Annotated in this window: 22 protein-coding genes; 4 read left to right on the top strand and 18 right to left on the bottom strand. The window is 65.9% G+C overall.

All coding sequences use genetic code 11. From position 1 onward, the window contains the following. Nucleotides 1-20: 20 nt before the first annotated feature. The 4 genes from BLS27_RS01570 (at nt 21) to alkB (ending at nt 5,106) form a co-directional block, all read left to right on the top strand. Nucleotides 21-2,252, top strand: a complete 2,232-nt coding sequence (locus BLS27_RS01570) for an Ig-like domain-containing protein (protein ID WP_090342637.1) — start codon at nt 21-23, stop codon at nt 2,250-2,252. Nucleotides 2,253-2,267: 15 nt separating this feature from the next. Next, on the top strand, nt 2,268-2,750 hold the full coding sequence (locus BLS27_RS01565) for a curlin (protein ID WP_090342635.1): 483 nt from the start codon (nt 2,268-2,270) through the stop codon (nt 2,748-2,750). Between the two features lie 16 nt (nt 2,751-2,766). Further along, nucleotides 2,767-4,212 (top strand): curlin, encoded by a 1,446-nt coding sequence (locus BLS27_RS01560; protein ID WP_090342634.1) that lies wholly within the window; start codon nt 2,767-2,769, stop codon nt 4,210-4,212. Nucleotides 4,213-4,461: 249 nt separating this feature from the next. Beyond that, entirely contained in the window at nt 4,462-5,106 is a 645-nt protein-coding gene (gene alkB, locus BLS27_RS01555; RefSeq protein WP_043214478.1) for a DNA oxidative demethylase AlkB, read from the top strand. A 120-nt stretch (nt 5,107-5,226) separates the two neighbouring features. Here the strand turns inward: alkB and BLS27_RS01550 are convergent, their stop codons facing one another. The 18 genes from BLS27_RS01550 to BLS27_RS01465 all read right to left on the bottom strand — a co-directional run bounded on the left by BLS27_RS01550 (nt 5,227) and on the right by BLS27_RS01465 (nt 20,607). Further along, on the bottom strand, nt 5,227-6,066 hold the full coding sequence (locus BLS27_RS01550) for a CsgG/HfaB family protein (protein WP_043214446.1): 840 nt from the start codon (nt 6,064-6,066) through the stop codon (nt 5,227-5,229). Nucleotides 6,067-6,095: 29 nt separating this feature from the next. Then, nucleotides 6,096-6,515: a curli assembly protein CsgF gene (locus BLS27_RS01545; RefSeq protein ID WP_043214444.1), complete on the bottom strand. Its 420-nt coding sequence runs from the start codon at nt 6,513-6,515 to the stop codon at nt 6,096-6,098. Then, a complete protein-coding gene (gene csgE, locus BLS27_RS01540; RefSeq protein ID WP_043214441.1) occupies nt 6,512-6,913 on the bottom strand; it encodes a curli production assembly/transport protein CsgE in 402 nt (133 codons plus the stop codon). Before csgE ends, BLS27_RS01545 begins: the two co-directional genes overlap by 4 nt. Then, nucleotides 6,910-7,437, bottom strand: coding sequence for a type II secretion system protein (locus tag BLS27_RS01535; RefSeq protein ID WP_090342632.1), 528 nt, complete (start codon nt 7,435-7,437; stop codon nt 6,910-6,912). The genes csgE and BLS27_RS01535 overlap by 4 nt, the downstream gene beginning before the upstream one ends. Continuing rightward, entirely contained in the window at nt 7,412-7,786 is a 375-nt protein-coding gene (locus BLS27_RS01530; RefSeq protein ID WP_043214435.1) for a type II secretion system protein, read from the bottom strand. Before BLS27_RS01530 ends, BLS27_RS01535 begins: the two co-directional genes overlap by 26 nt. Before the next feature lie 5 nt (nt 7,787-7,791). Beyond that, nucleotides 7,792-8,265 (bottom strand): type II secretion system protein, encoded by a 474-nt coding sequence (locus tag BLS27_RS01525; RefSeq protein ID WP_070575883.1) that lies wholly within the window; start codon nt 8,263-8,265, stop codon nt 7,792-7,794. Continuing rightward, nucleotides 8,262-10,118 (bottom strand): secretin N-terminal domain-containing protein, encoded by a 1,857-nt coding sequence (locus BLS27_RS01520; RefSeq protein ID WP_090342629.1) that lies wholly within the window; start codon nt 10,116-10,118, stop codon nt 8,262-8,264. The genes BLS27_RS01525 and BLS27_RS01520 overlap by 4 nt, the downstream gene beginning before the upstream one ends. Beyond that, entirely contained in the window at nt 10,115-10,624 is a 510-nt protein-coding gene (locus BLS27_RS01515) for a hypothetical protein (protein ID WP_090342625.1), read from the bottom strand. Before BLS27_RS01515 ends, BLS27_RS01520 begins: the two co-directional genes overlap by 4 nt. Then, nucleotides 10,624-11,175 (bottom strand): type 4a pilus biogenesis protein PilO, encoded by a 552-nt coding sequence (gene pilO, locus BLS27_RS01510; protein WP_090342622.1) that lies wholly within the window; start codon nt 11,173-11,175, stop codon nt 10,624-10,626. The genes BLS27_RS01515 and pilO overlap by 1 nt, the downstream gene beginning before the upstream one ends. After that, nucleotides 11,162-11,704 carry a pilus assembly protein gene (locus tag BLS27_RS01505; protein ID WP_090342620.1) on the bottom strand — a complete coding sequence of 181 codons (543 nt, stop codon included), beginning with the start codon at nt 11,702-11,704 and terminating at the stop codon, nt 11,162-11,164. Before BLS27_RS01505 ends, pilO begins: the two co-directional genes overlap by 14 nt. 1 nt (nt 11,705) lies before the next feature. Next, entirely contained in the window at nt 11,706-12,488 is a 783-nt protein-coding gene (locus tag BLS27_RS01500) for a hypothetical protein (RefSeq protein WP_090342617.1), read from the bottom strand. Continuing rightward, a complete protein-coding gene (locus tag BLS27_RS01495) occupies nt 12,469-14,247 on the bottom strand; it encodes a GspE/PulE family protein (protein WP_244155180.1) in 1,779 nt (592 codons plus the stop codon). Before BLS27_RS01495 ends, BLS27_RS01500 begins: the two co-directional genes overlap by 20 nt. A 68-nt stretch (nt 14,248-14,315) precedes the next feature. After that, entirely contained in the window at nt 14,316-14,846 is a 531-nt protein-coding gene (locus tag BLS27_RS01490; RefSeq protein WP_043215034.1) for a response regulator, read from the bottom strand. A 266-nt stretch (nt 14,847-15,112) separates the two neighbouring features. Continuing rightward, nucleotides 15,113-15,754 (bottom strand): SurA N-terminal domain-containing protein, encoded by a 642-nt coding sequence (locus BLS27_RS01485; protein WP_043215036.1) that lies wholly within the window; start codon nt 15,752-15,754, stop codon nt 15,113-15,115. 11 nt (nt 15,755-15,765) lie between these two features. Then, nucleotides 15,766-17,289, bottom strand: a complete 1,524-nt coding sequence (locus tag BLS27_RS01480) for an ABC transporter substrate-binding protein (protein ID WP_090342614.1) — start codon at nt 17,287-17,289, stop codon at nt 15,766-15,768. A gap of 5 nt (nt 17,290-17,294) precedes the next feature. Then, nucleotides 17,295-17,972, bottom strand: coding sequence for an SCO family protein (locus tag BLS27_RS01475; protein ID WP_090342611.1), 678 nt, complete (start codon nt 17,970-17,972; stop codon nt 17,295-17,297). After that, nucleotides 17,969-18,634 carry an SCO family protein gene (locus tag BLS27_RS01470; RefSeq protein WP_090342609.1) on the bottom strand — a complete coding sequence of 222 codons (666 nt, stop codon included), beginning with the start codon at nt 18,632-18,634 and terminating at the stop codon, nt 17,969-17,971. The genes BLS27_RS01475 and BLS27_RS01470 overlap by 4 nt, the downstream gene beginning before the upstream one ends. Then, entirely contained in the window at nt 18,631-20,607 is a 1,977-nt protein-coding gene (locus BLS27_RS01465; protein WP_090342606.1) for a cytochrome D1 domain-containing protein, read from the bottom strand. Before BLS27_RS01465 ends, BLS27_RS01470 begins: the two co-directional genes overlap by 4 nt. Nucleotides 20,608-20,624: the final 17 nt, after the last annotated feature.

Genomic DNA, 20,624 nt, shown 5'->3' with positions numbered 1-20,624 from the left:
TTCGCCTTCAAGGAGGCAGCATGAACACTTGGCCGCGCCGGGCGCTTTACGCCGCCGGGCTCTCCCTCTCTCTCAGCGGCGCGGTATCGGCTGCGCTCACCGAGGTCGATCCAGGCCCCTACACCCTGGCCACCGGCGGTTATCCGATGTGGTACAAGGACGCCAGCGAACTGTCGCTGGAGCTGTGCCAGTCGCGCGCCACCAGCTCACGGGCACCCGGCGCCCCCGGAGCACCTGCGTACATGTGCACCTTGCTGCCAGAGCCGGGCGTGTATGACGACACACTGCCGCTGGTATTCCCGGATAACTGGCCGCCTGAGATGTTCTGGTTCCTGGCCGAAACGTCGATTCCTGCCGTGGGCAACAGCGGCTATGAACTGGAGGTGTACGTCGCCGGCATCGAAGCGGCGTTCGCCTCCGAGAACCCGGTTGACGGCGACCAGCAGAGTTTCGCCCGCATTCGTATCCGCGCCTCGGTGCCGACCGCTGGCACCTACCGCATCACCCACCCCTATGGCGTCGAAACCGTGGTGGTCAACACCCCCGGCCGGCGCGCGATCAACATCACCCGTGACATCGGCATCGGCGCCCCAGGTGACTTCAGCGGTGCACTCAAAGGCGACATCGGGCCGTTCCTGCGCAGCGCCACGGGCTTCTATACCGAGCTCAACCCGGACACCGGCGCCACCGATACCTTCATCGGCGACCCCAATATCACCGAGGCAGTGACCGGCAGCCCGTTCAATACTAACTTCGTGGCCATCGACGGCCCGGCCGGACACATCCAGACCGACGTGTTCACGCTCTCGGGCAAGGTCCTCGACCCGCGCGCGCAGACACCCGTGAACCTGGAGCGTGCCACCTATCAACGTAACGGCAACGGCACCCGCGTCGAGGTGTTCGCCAAGGCACCGAGCGATGCCAGCCTGTGCATGCGCTATGGCCTGGCCCTGGTCGGCACCCCGGGCTCGCCCTGCGAGTTCACCTTGTTGTCCGACAACAACGGGCTGTTCTTCAGCCAGCAGTTGAACCAAGCCGCACCGCCACCTGTGTTGGTGGTCACCGCCAGCAGCACCACAGGTGGCACTCGGCCAACAGCGTTGTCCAGCAAGCTCAGCGACGTGGTGAAGATTCGCACCGCGCATTTCGACTGGGCCAGCAAACGCCTGGTGATCGAGGCCAGCTCCAGTGACGAAGTGCTGATACCGGACCTGGTAGCCCAGGGCTATGGTCGCCTGTCCAAGTCCGGCACGTTGCAGACCTTGACCGTCACCGACCTGACCCAGCCACCTGCCACCGTCACGGTCAAGTCCGCCCGCGGCGGCAGTGACGTCGAACCGGTAACAGTGGTGGGCAACGCACCGGTCGTCGCCGAGAACCAGCCGCCGCTGGCTCAGGCCGATGTCGGTGGGACCAGTGTCGGCGTACCGCTGACCCTCAACTTGCTGACCAACGACACGGACCCCGACGGCGACTTGCCGTTGACCATCACCGATCTCACCCAACCGGGTACCGGCCTGGGCTCGGTGGTTCTCAACGGCACCACCTCGGTGACCTATACCCCGCCTGTCGGTGCCACCACGGCCTTCCCGGCGATCTTCAGCTACCGCGCCCAGGACGCCAAAGGGCTGAAGTCCGAGCCTGCCACGGTGACCGTCAACGTCGTGCCCAACCGCGCACCGACCGCTGTCGCCGACAGTGTCGCGACCCTGGGTGTACCGCTGACCATCAACGTGCTGGCCAACGACACCGACCCTGAAGGCAACCTGCCGCTGGCCGTGGCCAGTGTCACTCAGCCACCGGTCGGTCGCGGCACGGTCAGCCACAACGGCACCACGGTCACCTACACGCCACCGGCCACCGTCACCGCGCCTTTCACCACCACGTTCACCTATGTGGTACGGGACTCGATCGGCGCGCTGTCCGGCAATGGCACCGTCACCGTGCAGGTCTCGCCCAAGCCGCCGACCGAGACCCTCACGGTCACCGCGGCGACGGTCACCGCACGCTCCAACAACCGTTACAACTGGGACATCAGCGGTACGTCCTCGGTGACCACCGGCAACACCGTCACGGTGCAGGTGACCACCCGTAACGGTCTGGTGACCCTGGGCAGCACTGCAGTACCACTGACCGGACGCTGGCGGGTGATCGTGAGCAACAGCACCACCCTGGTACCGACCGCCACGCCGTCAGCGACCATCCGTACCAGCCAAGGCACTGTTCGCACCGTGCCGGTCAGGCTGCAGTAAGCCCGGGAGGCTGCCATGAAACGCCTGAATCCACTGCTGCTCTGCCTGGCCCTGGCGGGCCAGGCCCTCCAGAGCGGCTGGGCCGACGACCTGATGGACAATGCCGACCTTGCGCTGGGCAACGACCTGGGAGAACCGGTGATCGTGCGCCTGATCCCCGCAGGTGCCGGCCAGATGGCGGTCATCGAGCAGCAAGGTTCGGGCAACCGCGCCGCCCTCGATCAGAACGGTCAGGCCCTGCTGGGCCGGATCGTCCAGGCCGGGGGGGCGCAGGAGGCGTACATCCTGCAGGAAGGCAGCGACCTGATGGCCTCGATCGTGCAACAGGGCCAGGGCAACAACGCTGCCATCCGCCAGAGCGGTAGCAACAACAGCGCCTCGATCGAGCAGTTCGGTAGCTACAACACCGCCAGCATCCAGCAAAGCGGCACGGGGCTCACCAGCGCCGTGACCCAGGCTGGCAATGGCCAACATGTTCAGATCACTCAATACCGTTAGACCTGGAGGCACCACCATGTTCAAGCTCGCTCCCTTAAGCGCCGCCGTTGTCCTGGCGATCGCCGGCCAGGTCATGGCCGATGACAGCCTTTCGACCCAGAGCCAGCAGGGCAAGGCGAACATCGCCGAAGTCCAGCAGACCGTCGCCCCCTACGCCTCGGCCACCCAGGACCAGAACGGCCAGGGCCACAACCACCTGGCCGTGCAGGACACCAGCACCAGCGATATCAGCCAGAGCGCTACCGGCTCCTTCAATGCCGGCTACGCCGACCAGATCCTGGAGAACGGCAGCAAGACCCTCCAGCGCTCCGGCGGCAGCCTGAACGACAACTTCTCCAGCCAGTCGCTGGGCCAGGACAACCAGGTGCTGCAGGTCCAGCAGGGCACCGGCAACATGTCCAGGGTGTTCCAGGAGTTCCAGACTGGAGCCCAGGCCACCACGCTGCAGCAAGGCAGTGCCAACGATGCCGTGGTCGAACAATTGATCGGCGGCACCAACAACCGCGCCCAGATCATGCAGGAAGGCACCGGCAATACCGCCGCCGCCGAGCACATCCTCCATGACAACGGCGACATCCGCATCGGGCAGAAGGGCCAGGCCAGCTGGGCCTATGGCGACCAGCGCAACGGCCTGGGCGGCACCATCGACATCCAGCAGGTCGGTAGCGGCCACTCTGTAGAGGTATGGCAGGACACCCAGGTCGCCAGCCAGGCCAGTGTCTATCAGCAAGGCCAGCTCAACGAGGGCTACATCGACCAGAGCTTCGGCGAGGCCAACTCCGCCCATCTGTCCCAGAGCGGCCAGCGTAACGCCAGTTGGTCGGACCAGTTCGAGTCCACCCACTCGGTGGTCGACATCACCCAGAACGGCAAGGACAACCTGCACTTCACCTACCAGACCGGCGACAACCACAGCCTGACCATCGACACCACCGGCAACGGTAACAAGGTCCTGGCCAGCAACTGGAAGGGCGAGAAGTTCGGCGGCCAGTTCGGCAGCAGCCAGACAGCCCAGGTCAAGCAGAACGGCAACGGCAACAGCGTCAACTTCAACCAGGAAGGCATGAACCAGGTGGCCAAGCTCGAGCAGAACGGCAACCGCAACACCATGGAGACCAACCAGGTCGATGGCAACAACGAGCTGTACTTCGAGCAAAATGGCAGCGACAACCTGCTCATCGCCGCGCAACGCGACGGCGGCAACTACGCCGAGGGCTTGAGCGCCGGTAACGGCAACGTCATCAACCTCGACCAGTCCGGCCAGGGCAACCAAAGCTACACCTACCAACTGTATGGCAGTGGCAACACCGCCAACATCACCCAGACCGACGTCGCCAACGTCGCCTATGTCACCCAGGGCGGCACCGGCAACCTGGCGACCGTCACCCAGAGCAACATGAACCAGAACGCCGCCATTACCCAGTACGGCAGCACCAACACTGCCATCGTCACCCAGCAGTAGCGGGTCCCCCCTTGGACCGCGGTGTTCCCTCTCCCTGGCGCCGCGGTTCCTTTTTACTCCCCCTTCCTTGGCGGTAAACCCTCTCCCCTGTCACAGCGCTTGGCTTGAAGTCGCCGCTGCTCCTTCCCGGATACACCCGCAAAGGGGGCAGCGCTCACACCGCGCAGGCTGAACGGTTCGTCGCTTCGACTGGCCCACGGACAGGCCGCCGGCATTACAATGCGTGCAGACCCAACCGACGCCAACCCCATGATCCAATCCGACCTCGACCTGTTCGGCCCGCAGCCGCAACGCCTGGCCAGCCACACGGTGCTGCTGCCAGGCTTCGCCCTGGCCGAAATCGAGGCTGTACTCGATGCCCTGCGCCCGGTATTGCGCGCCGCGCCCTTTCGCCATATGCGCACCCCGGGCGGCCTGCACATGGCCGTGGCACTGACCAACTGCGGCGCCCAGGGTTGGGTCAGCGACGAGCAAGGCTACCGCTACAGCCCCACCGACCCCAAGACCGGCCTGCCCTGGCCGGCCATGCCCCAGGTTCTGCTCGATCTTGCCGATCGCGCCGCCTGCGCTGCCGGTTTCGATGGCTTCGTCCCGGACGCCTGCCTGATCAACCACTACGTCCCCGGCACTCGCTTGACCTTGCACCAGGACCGTGACGAGCGCGATTTCGGCCAGCCGATCGTGTCGCTGTCCTTGGGATTACCAGCGGTGTTTCTCTTCGGTGGACTGCAGCGCTCGGACCGGACTCAACGGATACCCTTGAGCCACGGCGATGTGCTGGTATGGGGAGGCGAGGATCGACTGCGCTATCACGGGGTGATGCCGATCAAGCCTGGCGTGCACCCGAGAATGGGTGAGCGGCGGATCAACCTGACACTGCGCAAGGCGCGTTGACGATAGAAAGCGCTCTGACCTGTTCGCGGATGAACCCGCGCCCACCAGGATCGCACCGCATCGGGAGGCGACGCTGTACCTGTGGGAGCGGGTTGTCCCGCGAAGTGGCAGTTAAGCCAATCACTGCTGCTGGTTCTGGCTCAGGAATTTGTCCACCTGCCCGTTGCCCTCCCCTGCATCCGCCACCTGCCACAACCGGCGCTCGATGCCCTGGGCCAGCAGGTGTCCCACAGCCGCCTCGATCGCCGACAGCACGCACAGCTGGGCCGGTTCGTTGGTGGTATAGCCCACCTCGGCTTCGAGCAGTTTCTTGAACTCGATGAACTTGAACACCCCGGCGCTGCGACCGACCGAATAGATGGTCTTGCTGGTCATCACATTGGCCAGCACCTGGCCACTGCGCACATCCACCGCCCGCAGGTTCACGGTCACCTGATCGACGCGGTACTCACGGGATAGGTCGATGCCCAGATACCGAGCACCCTCTCCGCCACTGCGCACGTTGGTGTCGTAGGCGATGATGCCGCCTTCGAGCATCAGGTTGGCCGCCTGCAGTGGCGGCAACTCGCCCTGGATGTTCAAGGGCGCGTCGGGTTTCTTTTGCGAAGCGCGGATGATCTTGCGCTCGGTCAACAGGTTCTGCAGGCCCTCGCGCTCCAGGACCACGAACCAGCCGCTGGCGCTCAAGGCGTCCATCAACATGCTCGCCGCGCCTTGGGTGACGCTGGTGGAGAAGGAGCTTGCCGGGGTCGGCTTGTACTGCCCGGTCTGGTCACGGAAGCCGTACACCACTGCCATCAGCCTGCCCTTGGGCCGTGGCATGTTGATCAAGTCGTAGTAGGTCGAGGCGCGCGGGGTCAGGGTCGGGGTCTCCGTATCCTGTTCGGCGGGCATCGGCTCGCGCAGGCCGCAGCCTTGCAAGGTGGCGAGGATCAGCAGTGTGCTCAGCAAGCGTTTCATGGTCGTTCTCCCCTATTGGCCCGTCCCTCTCAGGGGTTCAGGCCGCTGACCTCGATGATCGAGACTTCCCCTGTCGCACGGTCGGTGACCTTGATGCTGAGGGCCCCGGAGTCGTCGATCACATCGATCAGGAACGAATCCGTAGAGAGGCTGCCGGTCTTGCCGTCGTTGATGTTGTCCAGCAACTGGGACAACAACCGCGACTCGAGCTGGTTGCTGAAGCGCTCCAAGGCCGAGGTGCCGGCGAAGGCCGAGGCGCGGTCCTTGAGGTCTGGGTCGTCATGGTCGTTCTGCGCCTGGGCGTTGTTCAAAAGCCAGGTGCCGTTGAGCGGGTTGCCGCCGAACGCCGGATTGACCGGGGTGTACACAAGCTCCGTGGCCTGGGTATGACCGGCAAAGGCGCCGGCCAGCAGGCAGACGGCGACGCACCGGGAAATGTGGTTGCTCATAGCTCGTCCCTCTCCAGATCAGTGGTGTCCTGCAGCAGCCGTTGCAGCTTGCGCTGGATGATCTGCTGCTTGACCAGGTCCGCCGCCGCGACGGCCTCGTCTTTGAGTTGCGTGGTATTGGGTGGCAGGAAGCGCCGGTACAACACCTCGCGTTCGTACTCCACCGTCACCAGGCTGCCCCAACGGGCGTCGGGGCGTTCGCGCACCACCAGGTTGAAATCCAGGCGGCTCGTGGCGCGCAGGCGGTCGGTGAAGTCGTTGTAGAAGTCATGGCCGATGTGCGAGATGGTGTTGTCGACGATGAACCCCTTCATCTCGTCCTCGGCGTCAGCACGGGCCGGGGTGCCAGGCAAGGCAAGCAGCAGGCACAGGCAGCACAGGGCAGCGAGCGGCTTCATGGCGTATCTCCTGGGCCGCTGTGGGTACGGGCTGCGCCGCTACCCTCGGCGAACGGCTGCTCGGCGACGAATTGCCAGTCGCTGTAGTGCTCGAGCCCCTCGAAACCGGACCACTGGGCATCGAACCCGCTGCGTTTGAGTGGCGTGGCATCCGAACGGCTGTGAATGCCGGTGATCCGCCCGTCCTCCGAACGCAGCAGGCCCCAATCTTCGCCGTTGGTGATCGGGTCGGGGTACAAGCGGCGGATGTGCCGCTGGGGCGATGGGAACCGGTTGTCCTCCAGCAGCTCTGCCAGCGCCTGCGGGTACTGGGCCAGGCCAGGCGATGCACGGTAGTAGCTGCGCAGCGCCTGGGCGTACTGGCCACCGATCCACAGCAGCTGGCGCTCGTGTTCGCGCTGGGCGGCCGTGGCCCACAGGGTGCCGGTGGCGGCCAGGGCCATGCTGCTGACCGCGATCAGAAACAGCACGCCCAGGTAGGTGAAGCCCGCGCAGGCCTTACCATTCGGCATAGAGGCTGCCATCACGCGCCCTCCCGGTTGCACCGCTTTTGATATCGGCCACCCCGCCCGTCACGCCCTCCGGCGGCGGCACCAGTTGCCAGGCATCGCTGCGCTCGGTGATCGGGTCCACCGGGGTGTTGCGCAGGTAGCGCTGCTCCACCAGTTGCTCCAAGGACTCGGGGTAATGGCCGGTGTCGCCGTAGTAATGGTCCAGGGCCTCGCGCAGCACGGCCAGGCTCTGGCGCAGCGTGGCCTCGCGGGAGGCCTCCAGGCTGTTGAAATAGCGCGGCAAGGCGATGGTCATCAGGGTGGCGATGATCGCCATGACCACCAGCAGTTCGATGAGGGTAAAGCCACGGTTGCGTTTCATGACCGTCACCATTGCCCGTAAGGGATGCCGTTCAGGCCAATGCCGCTGGCCTTGGAGTACACATCGAAGACGTCCTTGCCATCACGCGGATTGTCGGCGCTGCTGTCGTAGGCACGCAGCCCCCAGCCCCCTTCGTCCTCACGCTTGGCCGCCACCAACGGGTCATGGGGGATGCGCCGCAGGAAGTAGAACTTCGCCCCTTTGGCACTGCGCACGTCGCGCACCCCTTCGACCAGCACCTCCAGGCTCGGCGGGTAGCCACTGCTGTCCAGGCGCTTCTCGATGTAGCCGGCATCGAAGGCACGTTTGTAGGCGTCGATGGCGTCGCGAATCTGATACAGCGCTTCGCGCAGCTGTTGCTCCTTGCCCCGGCGCACCACGGTTTCGGTCAAGGGCGCGGCCATGCTGGCGAGCAACCCGAGCAGTGCCAGGGTCACCACTACTTCGATGAGGCTGAACCCCCGCTGCTGGCGTTTCATGGCCGTGGGCCCACTGGGGTGGTGATCGCGGCCGGGACGGTGGCGACCGTGCCCTGGGTCGGCTCGGCCTCAGGCTGCACGACAGGGGCCATCATCTGCTGACGGACCTGCAGGCTCGACTCGGTACCCGTGGCGAACTCCATGTCCGACGGACTCTGGTACGGCAGGTTGCGCACGATGCGCGGGGTGATCGCCAGCACCAGCTCGGATTTGCTCTTGTCGTCGCGGTTGCTGCCGAACAGCCGCCCCAGGCCGGGGATGTCACCCAGGCCGGGGATCTTGTTACCACTGGAGGTCAGGTCGTTGCGTACCAGGCCCGCCAGTACCTGAGTCTCGCCATCATGCAAACGCAGGCTGGTCTGGGCGTTGCGGGTATCGACCTGGACCGGGATGGTGCCCTGGCGAGTCGGCTCCAGCGGGGTGGCGTTGCTCACTTCCAGGGCCACCTTGATCGCCACTTCGTTGTTCAGGTGCACGGTGGGCTGCACTTCGAGTTTCAGACCTACATCCAGGTAGGTGACACTTTCAGTGATCACCGGGCCTTGGGTCGACGGCACCGAAGTGGCGCTGATGATCGGCACCCGCTGGCCGATGTGGATGCGCGCTTGCTCACGGTTGCTGACGCGGATCACTGGGCTGGCCAAGGTGTTGATGTCCTTGTCGGCGGCGTTGATCTTGGCCTGGGGCGCCGGGGCGATGCTGATGCGGCTGGAGTCGATGCCGCGCAGCTGGTCGAGCACGCTGACCGGGTTGCCCTCGTCGTTGAGCACACCGAAGGTACTGGGCCATTGCAGGCCCAGGTCGAGGATGCGTGACCGGGCCACCTCCATCACTTCCACCTCCAGCACCACCTCCGGGTTGGACTGGTCCTGGGACTGCAAGAGCTTCTCGGCCATGCGGATGGCATCGGGTGTATCGCGCATGGTCAGGGTGTTCAGACGTTCATCGACGAACACATCACGGGTCTTGAGCATGGTCTTGACCATGTTCAACGCGGTGTTGGCGTCGATGCTGGTCAGATAGAAGGTGCGCATGACCAGTTCCTGGTAGTCCTTGGTCTTCTGCGGGGAATCGGGGTAGATCAGCAAGGTGTTGTCGTTGACGATCTTCTGGTGCAGTTGGTTCTGCTCCAGCAGCAGGGCCACGGCGTCTTCGATGCGCACATCGCGCACGAAGATGGTGGCTTTCATGTCCGGGCGCAGGTCTTTGTCGAAGATGAAGTTGATCCCGGCGACCTGGGACAGCACCTCGAAGATGGTCTTGAGATTGGCGTCGCGGAACTCCAGGGTCACCGGCCGCTCCAGCTTGCTGCGCAACTGCGGGAACGGCTGCGCGGTGCGCGCCTGAACGTTTTCGATGTCGCTGCGCAGCGCAATGCCCTTCTGGTTCTGCGGATCCAGGCGCAGCACATCGCGCATGTAGCGTTCGGCACCGAACAGATCGCCCTGGCGCAGCGCGGCCTGGCCCATGGCCACACGTTCGTCGAGGTTGCGCACCAGCTCCAGTTGGCGAATGCCTTCCTGGGCGCGACGGTTGTTCGGCTCGATGGTCAGGACCCGGCCATAGCCCATGCGTGCACTGGCGAAGTCATGGCGGATGCGGTCGGCGTCGGACTGGGTCAGCAGCGCTTCGACAGCCTGCTGGCGACCATGGGCCAGAGCGATGTTCAGCTCAGTGTCGCGCGGGTCTTCACGCAGCGCGTCTTCCAGCATGGCGATGCCCGCCTCGTACTGGCCCTCCTTCATCAGCTCGGCGCTGTCCTTGCGCGTACCGCTGGAGCCGCAGCCCGCCAGGGCCACGCACAAAGCCAGCATCATGAACGGAGCAGGCTTGCACAACTTCGAAGGCTTCATGGTGCGCTCCCGACAGACAATGTCTGTGACTGGTGCAAAGGCAGGTAGACCAGGTCCAGCTCGGTGGCCGAGATCCGGTCGAGGCGGTAGGTGTGTTCGATGACATCGCCCTGGCGCACGACATAGAGTTTCTCGCCGTTCTGCAGGAACACCTGCAGGTCGTCGCGATCCCCCAGGCGGCCTACGAACTGGAAAGGCAACACCGGGGCGGTGGGTGCGGCCTCCACCACCGGCGCCGGGGCAACGGGTTGCTCGGTGACGGTGGCCATGGTTTTTGGCGCGGTCCATTGCTGGGCCGGGAACAGGTCTGTCGAGGCCTTTGCTTTTCCTATCGCGGGCAAATCCGCTGCCACAGGTGCTGTGCGGGCGCTGGTTGTCGTGGGCGCGGGCTTACCCGCGAAGGGCTCGACACCGTCTTGCTCGCCGAACCAGTGCCCTGGCGCCCAGGCCAGAGCGCCTGAAAGTCCGAGAAAGCCGACCCACATCACCGCGCGTTGAGTGTTCATCACGACCTCGACAGGTAAAGGGTCATGCGCAGACGACCGTTGAGCTCGCGCTCACCGATGCGTTTGCGCTGCAGCTCCAGGTCCTCGAGCACCAAGGTCGGCACCTGGCCGAGTAGCGCCTGGAGAAAACCGCGGATCTGCGGATAGCTGCCGCGCACTGGCAGCACGATCTGGTAGCGCGCCAGCTGGGTTTTCGGGTCGACGCCCAGGGCGTACTCGCCACGCGCCAGGCTGATGCGCTCGGCGCTGGCCAGGTGATACAGGCGCTCGATCAGCTCACTGGCCTGGGGTTGTCCAGGCAGTTGCTGACGCAGACTGTCCAGCGCCTGCTGCTCAGGCTGAAGCGCCACCTTGAGCTCGCCGCGCTTGACCCGTTGCACCTGCACCGCCGCGTCCGCCTCGCTGGCCCGCAGTTCCCGCACGGCCTGCCATTGCGGCAGCACCCAGGTGACCCCGACCAACAGCGCCAGGGTGCCGACGGCGACTGCGGCGCACCCGACACGGCCCAGGCGTGCAAGGCGCTCATGGAGAATCAGACTAGGGACGCGCATGGCCGGTCTCCCAGGTCGCGGTCAGGTTGAAGCGCACCGGATGCTCAGGCTGGCCGGTCACCACCTCATGGTTGAGCAGCGAGACATCGCGCAGCTCCTCGCTGCGCTCCAGGCGCTGGTGGTACTGGAGCATGGCTTCCAGGTTGCGGGCTTCGGCAGCGATACGGACTTGGCCTTTGCGCGCATCGGGAGTCAGGCTCAGCAGTGCCACGTCTTCCTGGGGCATGCCCTCGAGCATGGCGAACAGTTGCTGCCAGGGCCGTTGCAGTTGCTGGGAGACGCTGCGCATCTGCGCCAGTTGTTCGGCCTGCTCGCGGCTGGCGGCGCTGCTCAGGGGGGCGGCGCTGACCGGGCGGCGTCCCAGCTGCTGCTCGAGCAGATGGACCCGGGCCTGAAGGTCCGCCTGTTCGTCCTGCAAGTGCTGCTCGATCAGCAGCATCGCTGCGAGTACGGCGCATCCCAGGGTCAACAGCGACCAGGCGATCGGGCGGCCGGGGGCTGGCTGGAATTCCAGATCGAGGCGGCGCATATCAAGCCACCGCCCGCCACATGGCGCACAGCGGATCGCTGTCGCCTGCCGGCTGGCACAGTTGCACGGCGGCCAACCGCGGCACATCCCCTCGCCCCGGCGCATGCAGGTAGACCCTGGGCAGGTGCTCGCCGTACAGCTCACAGGTGCGCTCGATCAGCGCCTGCAGCGCCTGGTCGTTGTCGGCGCAGCCTTGGGCCAATACCTGTTGCCAGGCCCCCCCAGCGGCCAGCAGCAGCACACTGCGCCGTGGCTCGGCGAGCACGAAAAGAAAATCGCCCTCCTCCAGTTGCGCCGAGCAGCGGTTATAGGCGGCCATCAGATAAGGCTGGACCGAGCGCAGGCTCAGGCGGCTTTCCCGGCCCAGTGCCTGCAGAGCCTGCAGCAGTGCTTCGGGCAAGGCCGTGGCGATGCGCGAAGCCCCTGCCGGCTCCGGCGAGAGCACGATGCGCCAGTCGTCCAGCGACTGACCGTAGAGGTTCTCGAAGCAGGCCCGGGCGTAGGCGTCCAGCTCACGCGGATGACCGATGGCGTCGCTCCAGGGCACCAGGCAGAAGCGGCTGTAGCGCGCCGACAGCAGCACCCGCAACTGGGCCCGCCGTGGCGCATGTTCGGCGAGCAATTCGCCCAGGGCCTCGAGTGCCGGTGCCCAGGCCGGTTGGGCGGGATCGCAGGAGAAGGCGCGGCTGCCGAGCCACTGATGTTGGTTGGCGTGCCAGCGACCCAGGCCGACACCCTCGGCGCCGAGCACGGCGCAATAGCGATCAAGCGATAAATGTGACACGGTTGATCTCCTCAAGCGTGGTACGGCCCTCGCGGACCAGGTCCAGGGCAGAGGCGCGCAGCAGACGCAGACCCCGCTGGCAAGCCAGCGACTTGATCTGCGACAGGGGCCGGCGCTCGACGATCATCTGCCGCAGGTCGTCATCCAGGTGGAGCAATTCGGCGATGGCGCTGCGTCCGCGGTAACCACTGCCACGGCACTGGCCGCAGCCCTGGGCGCGAACGAAGGTCCATCCAGCCACGCCTTCACGGGTGAGCCCCGAGGCGGCCAGGGTTTCGTCATCCGGCTCGGCGTGGACCGCGCAATGCGGGCAGGCCAGGCGAATCAGGCGCTGGGCCAGCACGGCGTTGAGCGCCGAGACGAAACTGTAGGGGTCGACCTGCATCTGGCTGAAGCGGCCGATCACATCGAAGACGTTGTTGGCGTGGATGGTGGTGAACACCAGGTGCCCGGTCAGGGCCGATTGCACAGCGATCTGGGCGGTGTCCGGGTCGCGGATCTCGCCGACCAGGATCTTGTCCGGGTCATGACGCAGGATCGAGCGCAGACCCCGGGCGAAGGTCAGCCCCTTCTTCTCGTTGACTGGAATCTGCAGCACACCCGGCAATTGATACTCGACCGGGTCTTCGATGGTGATGATCTTGTCCACGCCGTGGTTGATCTCGCTGATCATCGCGTAGAGCGTGGTGGTCTTGCCGCTGCCGGTGGGGCCGGTCACCAGGATCATGCCGTAGGGCTCGGCGGCCAGGCGGCGCAGGGCCACCAGGGTGTGGTCGGCAAAGCCCAGGGCCTGCAACTGCACCCCGCTGACCCGGTCGGACAGGTCCTGTTTGTCCAGTACCCGCAGCACGGCGTCTTCGCCGAAGATGCTCGGCATGATCGAGACGCGGAAGTCGATTTGACGCTCGCCCACCGCGACCTTGAAGCGGCCATCCTGGGGCACGCGCTTTTCGCCGATGTCCAGCTCGGCCATGACCTTGATACGCGAGATCACTTGGTCGGCGAAGGCACTGCCACTGGCCTTGCCGGCACCGTTGAGCACACCGTCGATGCGGTATTTGATGGTCAGCCCCTGGCCGGTCATGCTCAGGTGGATGTCGCTGGCATGCTGCTTGAGGGCGTCGTAGAGGGTCGAGTTGACCAGCTTGACCACCTTGCTCTGGTCCTCGCTGATGCTGGTCAGCGACAGACGCTGCAGCGGATCGGTCTCGGTGCCGGGCTCGGCATCGTGCTCCAGGGCGTCGACGGCATGGAAACTCTCCTCCTGGCGGGCCAGGAAGGCGGCGATGTCGGCGGCATGGGCCAGGTACAGCGGCGCGCCCTGCAGGCAATCGTCGATCCAGGCCAGGCGGGTATTGTCGAAGGGGTCGGCGAACACGCCGACGGCCTGGCCTTGGTGCTGGACCAGGATGAACTCGCGTTTGAGGCACTGTGCCAGGCTGACCTGCTCGAACAGCGGCGTGCTGGCGAACAGTGCCTGGCTGTCGAGTACGGGGTAATGGAGGGTGGCGCCCAGGCGTTGGGTGAAGGTGGCGGCGTCGTCGCCGGCAAGGCGCACCAGGCAGCTGAGCAGGCGCTCGTCACCGGCTTGCAGGCGGGCCTGGACCAGCAGTTCGCGGGGGTAGGCACCAATCCGTGGTGCATCGCCCACAGGCTCAGCGCGCGCCTGGAGGCAATGGAGATCCTGTGGGAGCGGGTCTACCCGCGAAGGACCCTGTACAGGCTGGGGTGCTTGGGCTGTATCGACGACGTCTGACATGGCCTGCGACTCCGCTCAGGGGCGCGTCGCAGGCTGGCTCGGGGTTGCCGGGGTGGCCGCGGGCGCCGCTATTCCCCGGTGAGCAGTTCGTCGTCAGGTGTGGGCGGTTTCACGCCGTTGCGTCGGCGGTCGGCCAGTACCCAGCTGCCATCGTACATCTGCAGGGGGAACGTCTGGTTCCTGTTCTGGCGTCGTTCGACGAACCCCTCGGCCTGTGTGTCCGCTGTCCGAGTCTGGTGCTGTGGGCCGGTCAGGTCGGCGACTGCGCGGGCCAGTTCCGCCAATGGGAACGGCTTGAACAGGACATGGGTGACACCGAGTGCCGCGGCCCGCTCACGGACTTCGGCGGTCGGGTGGGCGGTGATCAGCACGAAATGGCACTGCATGCTCCTGCGCACGGTCTCCAGGACCTCGAACCCCTCCATATCGGGCAAGCGGTAATCCAGTACGATCACATCCGGTGCCAGGACCTGTGCCTGGGCAATGCCACTGATACCGTCGTGGGCGACATGGACTTCCAGGCCTTGCGCTTGCAGGTAGGCCTGCAGGTTCTGCGCAAGGGTCTGTTCGTCATCGACTACCAATACTCTGTTCACCAAGGTCGACTCCCAAGAACTTCCCGGTTGCCCGGACTCTGGAGTTCGGCCTTGTACAGGCTTGAGCATCCTTCGTGCCAGGCGTGGATAGTCATGTCGCACCACTGTAAGTCGTTGATTTTGCGGTATCACCCAATCCAGGCGAGGACCGGCTCCCCCACTTGCGGGGAAGTTGATGGCACTTTGCCCGATCGCTTACCCCCAGCATTGGGGAAAACCCCCTGCCGGGCAAGCCCGTGGCAGCGCAATGTGCAAGCGGCCTCTCACATTCAGTCGGCAAGCTCGACCTTCGCACCTTCGCGCAAGCGCTTACGCACCGACTGGCGGGCCTGGGCCTGCATTTCGTCCACGAGCGCGAGCCTGGCCAAGGCCAGACCCTGCTCTCGTTCGACTAAGGTATTGGTACTTTGGTTCTGCATCCGTTGCAATCTTTCCCTGTTTGCCTGATAGAAGGCTTCGACCTGCTCTGGGGTGGGCTCATCGGTGGCGGTCATCTGGGCGTACAGTTGCTGCGCGGCCATCTCGTGACGAGTGTAGTCGGCGTACTCAGTCCTATCGAAGCCGGCCTCGGCAAGACGTTGCTCGAACACCGCAGCGCTGCCGAAGGCCCGCTCCAGCTCAGCGAGACGGGCCGATACGCTCTCCTCGCTGACGACCACGCCACGGCGCTGGGCCTCCTGCCACAGAAGCTCCTTGTCGATCAGCTCGTCCAGGGCCTGGTCGCGCAAGCGCTTGTACAGGCTCGGGCTGCGTATGCTGGCGACCGGTCGACCTTGATCCTGGAGGTATTCGGCAAAGTAGCGCTCAAGGCGCATGCTGCTGATCTCGACGCCATTGACCCTCGCCACGGCGACGTCCGCCTGACCCAACGGCGCGAACCCCAGCAGCAGACACAGCAACACGATGCGCATGACGACCTCCTTCAAGGGGTAAGCGGCAGTGGCTTGTACGCAGCGACAGTCTGGAACTGCGGGCCAGGCAGCGTCACCGCCACCACGTGGGCACCGGCAAGGCCCTGACGCCGGCCGGGGCCGAATCCCAGCGCCGGCGTGAGGCCGGTGTCCAGGTCATGCAGCCCCTCCAGGGCTCGCACCAACTGCTCCCGGCTAGCGTCCCGCCCTACCTGTCTAAGGGCCTCGGCCATCAGCAGCAGCGCGCAGCGGGTGCTGACCTGCAACGCCGCCTGGCGACCATCGAGCCCTTGGCGCTGACGCAGCCCGTTGAGCGCGGCCCGCCCTTGCTCGGTCCAGTCCTGGGGCGTGAAGGGATAGGCCAGGAACAGCCGCTGCGACCAGTCGGCAGACAACCCCGCCAGGGCACCTGCGACCTGGCTCGAGGCCGCGAACAGGTAGGGTTTGCGGCCTGCGGCCTGCTGTGCCTGCGCCAACTCGCCGAACGCCTGGGCGCGCCCCAGGAAGACGACGCCCTCGCCCTCCACCGCCTGCCCCGCGAAGACTTGCACCGGCCCCGGCGTCCAGCCGGCGGCGAGCAGTCGCTGGCGCAGCGCCTCGGCAGGTGCCGCCTGCTCGCTGCCGGCATAGATCACCCGCAGCCCGTCAGGCCCCACGCCCAGGCGGTCACGGGCGAAACCGGCCAGGCTCTGCAATTGCTCGGGCAGGCTTGGCAAAGGATCGAAGATCTGCGCACTGCCGACACTGCCAGGGGAGCTGCCGACCAGCGGCACGCCACGTTGTTCGAGTGCGCTGCCCAGACGCGCGTCGAGCATCGGCGCCAACGGCGCGATGAGGGCGAAGACCTGCGCGTCGTCGAGCAAACGCTCGAGGGCCTGTTCGGCGCTGGCGGGCGTATGACCCGGGTCTAGCACCACCAGCTCCAGCCGCCGACCGTGCAGCCCGCCCTGCTGGTTGAGTTGCGCCAGGCCGTCCTCCAGCACTGCGCGCACCACCCTGCCCGCCTCGGCCAGCGGCCCGCTGGCCGGCAGCAAGGTGCCCAGACGCAGGATGTGCTCTTCCACGCCTGGGTCGCGTTCCTGGCCCAGGCGCTTGAGGTAGGCGGTGAGGTTGCGCTGGTCGGACAGGGTCAGTTCGAAACGTGGCATGGCCGGGTCCAGGCGGTTGCCTGCAGGGTCGATGCCTTGCCCGACGGCACGCGCCAGCGTTGCTTCGGCATAGGCCGGGTAGCGTCGGCCATTGGCCTCACGCTCGCCCTGCCCCAACGCCAGGCGCTGCCAATCCAGGCTCGGCGGGCGTACCCCGCCTTCGGCGCGGCCACGGCCATCGTTGCCATGGCAACTGGCACACGGCAGCACACTGGCCGGCACACTGATGTCGCTGGCGCCCACCCGGGCCATCAACTGCGCGTCGCTGCTGGACACCCCTTCGCGGTACAAGCGCTTGCCCGCCTGCTCCTGCTCGGTCAGGTCCAAGGCCAGCGCCGTGTGGCTCGCGAACAGGCCGAGCCACACCACCAAGGGCAGAAGGCGCATGGCACTCACCGTCCCGCCAGGGGCTGGGCCAGCAGTTGCATGCGCTGGGCGATGGCAACGGGCGGTGCGTCGGGCCGGATCTTGCTCCAGCGTTTGCCGGCCACGTCGCCGGCGATCAACTGGGTAGAGTGCTGCTCGGGGCTGGGCAGGAACTGCCCGAGACGCCCCAGCACCAGGTCGACATTGGCCTTGTCCCCAGTCAGGAACAGCCAGTTCGGTCCATCCACGCCTTGTTTCTGGGCAAAGGCCTTGAGCGCCTCGGGGGTGTCGTTGAGCGGATCGCTGCTGATGGACACGAAGGTGACCTGCCCGGCCAGCTCAGGGCCCATGGCTTCGCGTACCTCGCGCAGCTTGCGGGTGATCAGGGGGCAGGCGTCGTTGCAGTGGGTGAAGATGACGTTGAGCATCACCACCTTGTCCTTGAGCACATCGCTGTAGAAGCGCAGCTCACGCCCGTTCTGGTCCTTGAGCACGGTGTCGGTGAACCAGGTCTGCGCATCGCGGGTGCCGCCACCGCTGCTCATCGCTTGGGGCGCGGGCTGTGGCTGGGGCGCGCTCGGCGCTTGGCCGTCATGGCCTCCGTCATGGGCCACGGCCACCGAAGCGAGGATCCACAGGCAGCCGACCAGGGTCAGCCAATCCAGGCCCCGCATGCCGACGCGGCGAATCGTCGAGCTGCTCATGGCTGCACCTCCTGGCTGTCCGGCCCACCGGCGATGGCGGTGCTCTTGGCGTGCACACGGCGAGCGCTGAGGCGGTTGATTTCGCTGATCAGCACGGCCGGATCGGTAAAGCCGTAGTAGCGGGTCCAATGGCCGCTGCGCCCGTCACCGACCAGGATCAATGGTGGATGCTGGCTCAGGTCGGCACTGAAGCTGCCCAGGCCCTTGAGCGTCTCGGTGATGGCATAGGACGAGCCAGTCAACCAGCTCCACCCCGGGCCACGCTGGAATGCCTTGGCGTAGCCAAGCAAGCGCTTGGAATCATCGCGCTGGGGGTCGACGCTGATCGATACCAGCTGGATCTCCTCGCCCACACGTCCACCCAACTGCTGCTGGACCTTGGACATGATCGACGAGACCACCGGGCAGACCGTGGTGCAACGGGTGTAGATGAAGCCCATGACCACCAGGCGGTCGCCCACCAGGTCCTTCTCCAGGCGCACCGGCATGCCGTTCTGGTCGAGCAACGACACGTCGGCAAAGCGCACGCTGGCCTTCTCCTGACGGGCTGCCGGCGGTTGCTCGGCATGGCCGCTGTGGTCATGCCCGGCGTGGGCCAGGACGTGCTCGCCTCCGAGCAGCAGGCTCAGGGCAAGCAGATTGCAGGCGAGCTTGGCGTTCATCTCACACTCCTGGGTTCCACGTGGGAAGCGGTAGGTACGGCGGCCGGCAGGACGCGCAGACTGGTGTAGTTCTCTTCGGCGAACTTGCGGCCCAAGGTCGGCGACTGCACGTGCAGGTACCAGGCGCCCGTCTCGGCCAGTTGCAGCGATCCTTGGTAAACACCATCCCCCATCTCTTGCAGCGGCAGGCTGCGCGGCATCGACGAAGGCGCCAGGAAGTAGCGCAGGCTCAGGTCACGCAGGCCCAGGCGTGGCTCACCGTCGTCCCCGAGGATGCGCACGCGGGCGATATAGGCAGTGTTTTGCAATGCAGGCTGCTCGTTACCCAGGAATTCGGCATGCACCCCTTTGCGCTTGACCGCGTCCGGCGCTGCCGAGACCTGGGTGCTGAAGCAGTGGATGATCTGCGGCTGGTTGAGCAGGAACGCCACGTCGAAGGTGCCTGCCGCCGGCAGTTTCACCGTCGAGCCGTATACCCCCGGGGCGATTTCGCGCAGGCTGCGGTCGACCACGATCGCCGCGCGGGCCTGGTGCCCACGGTTGTTGTAGCCCGACATCGGGGCGTTCATGCCCTCGGCGTAGAAGTACGTGGTGTTGTCCACCGGGTTGACCACGAATACCGAGTTGTCGTCGCGGGCCACGGTCAGCCCCTGTGCCAACGGCAAGTCGCCTGCCTGGCGTGGCGCGGCGGGGCCGGCCTCGAAGCCCTGGATGATCGGCTCACGCCCGGCCCTCAGGCTGGCCAAGTTGATCATGCTGACTTTCGGCGAGGCCAGGCCGCGCACGTAGGCATAGCCCTTGGTGAAGGTCAGCTGGTACGGCTCGGCCGCGACCGGGAGGCGGTGAATCAATTGATCGTTGCTGGCGTCGATCACCAGGGCCTGGTTTTCCAGGGTGTTGAGCACGATGCCGTAGCGACCGTCCTCGCTGAAACGCATCGGCCCCAGGCCCTGCTCAGCCTTGACGGTGTTGCGCAGCTGGTGGCTGCGGGCGTCGATCACCCGCACCGTGCCTTCCTTGCCATCGGCCACGTAAACCGCCTGGGACAGCGCCGAATAGGCCACCGACAGCGGATGGGGGCCCACCGGCAGGGTCTTGGCCAGGCGCATGTCGGCGATGTCGATGATGCTCAGGGTGCCGGCATCGCGGTTGCTGACGAAGGCGTAGCGTGAGTCGCTGCTAAAGGCGATCTCGTGATGCCCGGAGCCGGTGGCGAAGGTCTTGAGCATGGTGCGGCTGGGCACATCGATTACCGTCACCCCACCCTTGGCCGGATCGTCGCTGTTGTTGCCCACCCACAACCGGCGTTGGTCCGGCTGCAAGGCCACCCGCAGCGGCTGCTCGCCCGCCTCAAGGGTGGCCACGCGGGTGAAGGTCTCGGTGTCGATCACAGCCACCTGGTTGCGCTCGGGCATGGACACGAACACCTGCCGGTCATCGCCGGTGGCCACCCAGTCCATCGGCCGGCCCGGCAGGTCGATGCGCGCCAGCGTGCTGGTGACCCCGCCCACCGAAACGGTGGGGTCGATGACCGTGAGGCTGGCATCCTTGTTCAGGACCAGCAGGAAGTAGCTGTTCAGATCCAGCAAGGGCCGCGCGCCGATGCTGCTCTTGAGAAACAGCGCCACCCGCGCCTTGCAGCTGCTCTGGCGATCGCCGGGCGGCGCCGACTGGGCCGGGTCCAGCCAGGCGCCAGGGGCCATCCCCGAGAGCGGCTGGCCGCTGGTCTGGTCGCTGACCTTGAAGCGGATGTTGGCGAAGTTGCCCTCGCGCAGTTCGCCGCCATCGAGGGGGCGCGCCTCGAACTCCACGGTCACGCCGTCCCGGCTGAGCCGGTGCAGGCCCTGGGGATCGGCCTGCTCCTGCAGCAGCTCGCGCGGGTCGCACCACAGCTTGTCGTAGGCCAGACCCAGGCCGATCAATGTCAACCCCACCATCAACCCCAGGTAGGCGGGACGAGTCTTCTTGTTCATGCGCGCTCCCCCTCTTC

Source organism: Pseudomonas guariconensis (genome assembly GCF_900102675.1).
GTDB lineage: Bacteria > Pseudomonadota > Gammaproteobacteria > Pseudomonadales > Pseudomonadaceae > Aquipseudomonas > Aquipseudomonas guariconensis.
This window is presented reverse-complemented; position numbering and strand designations above follow the sequence as displayed.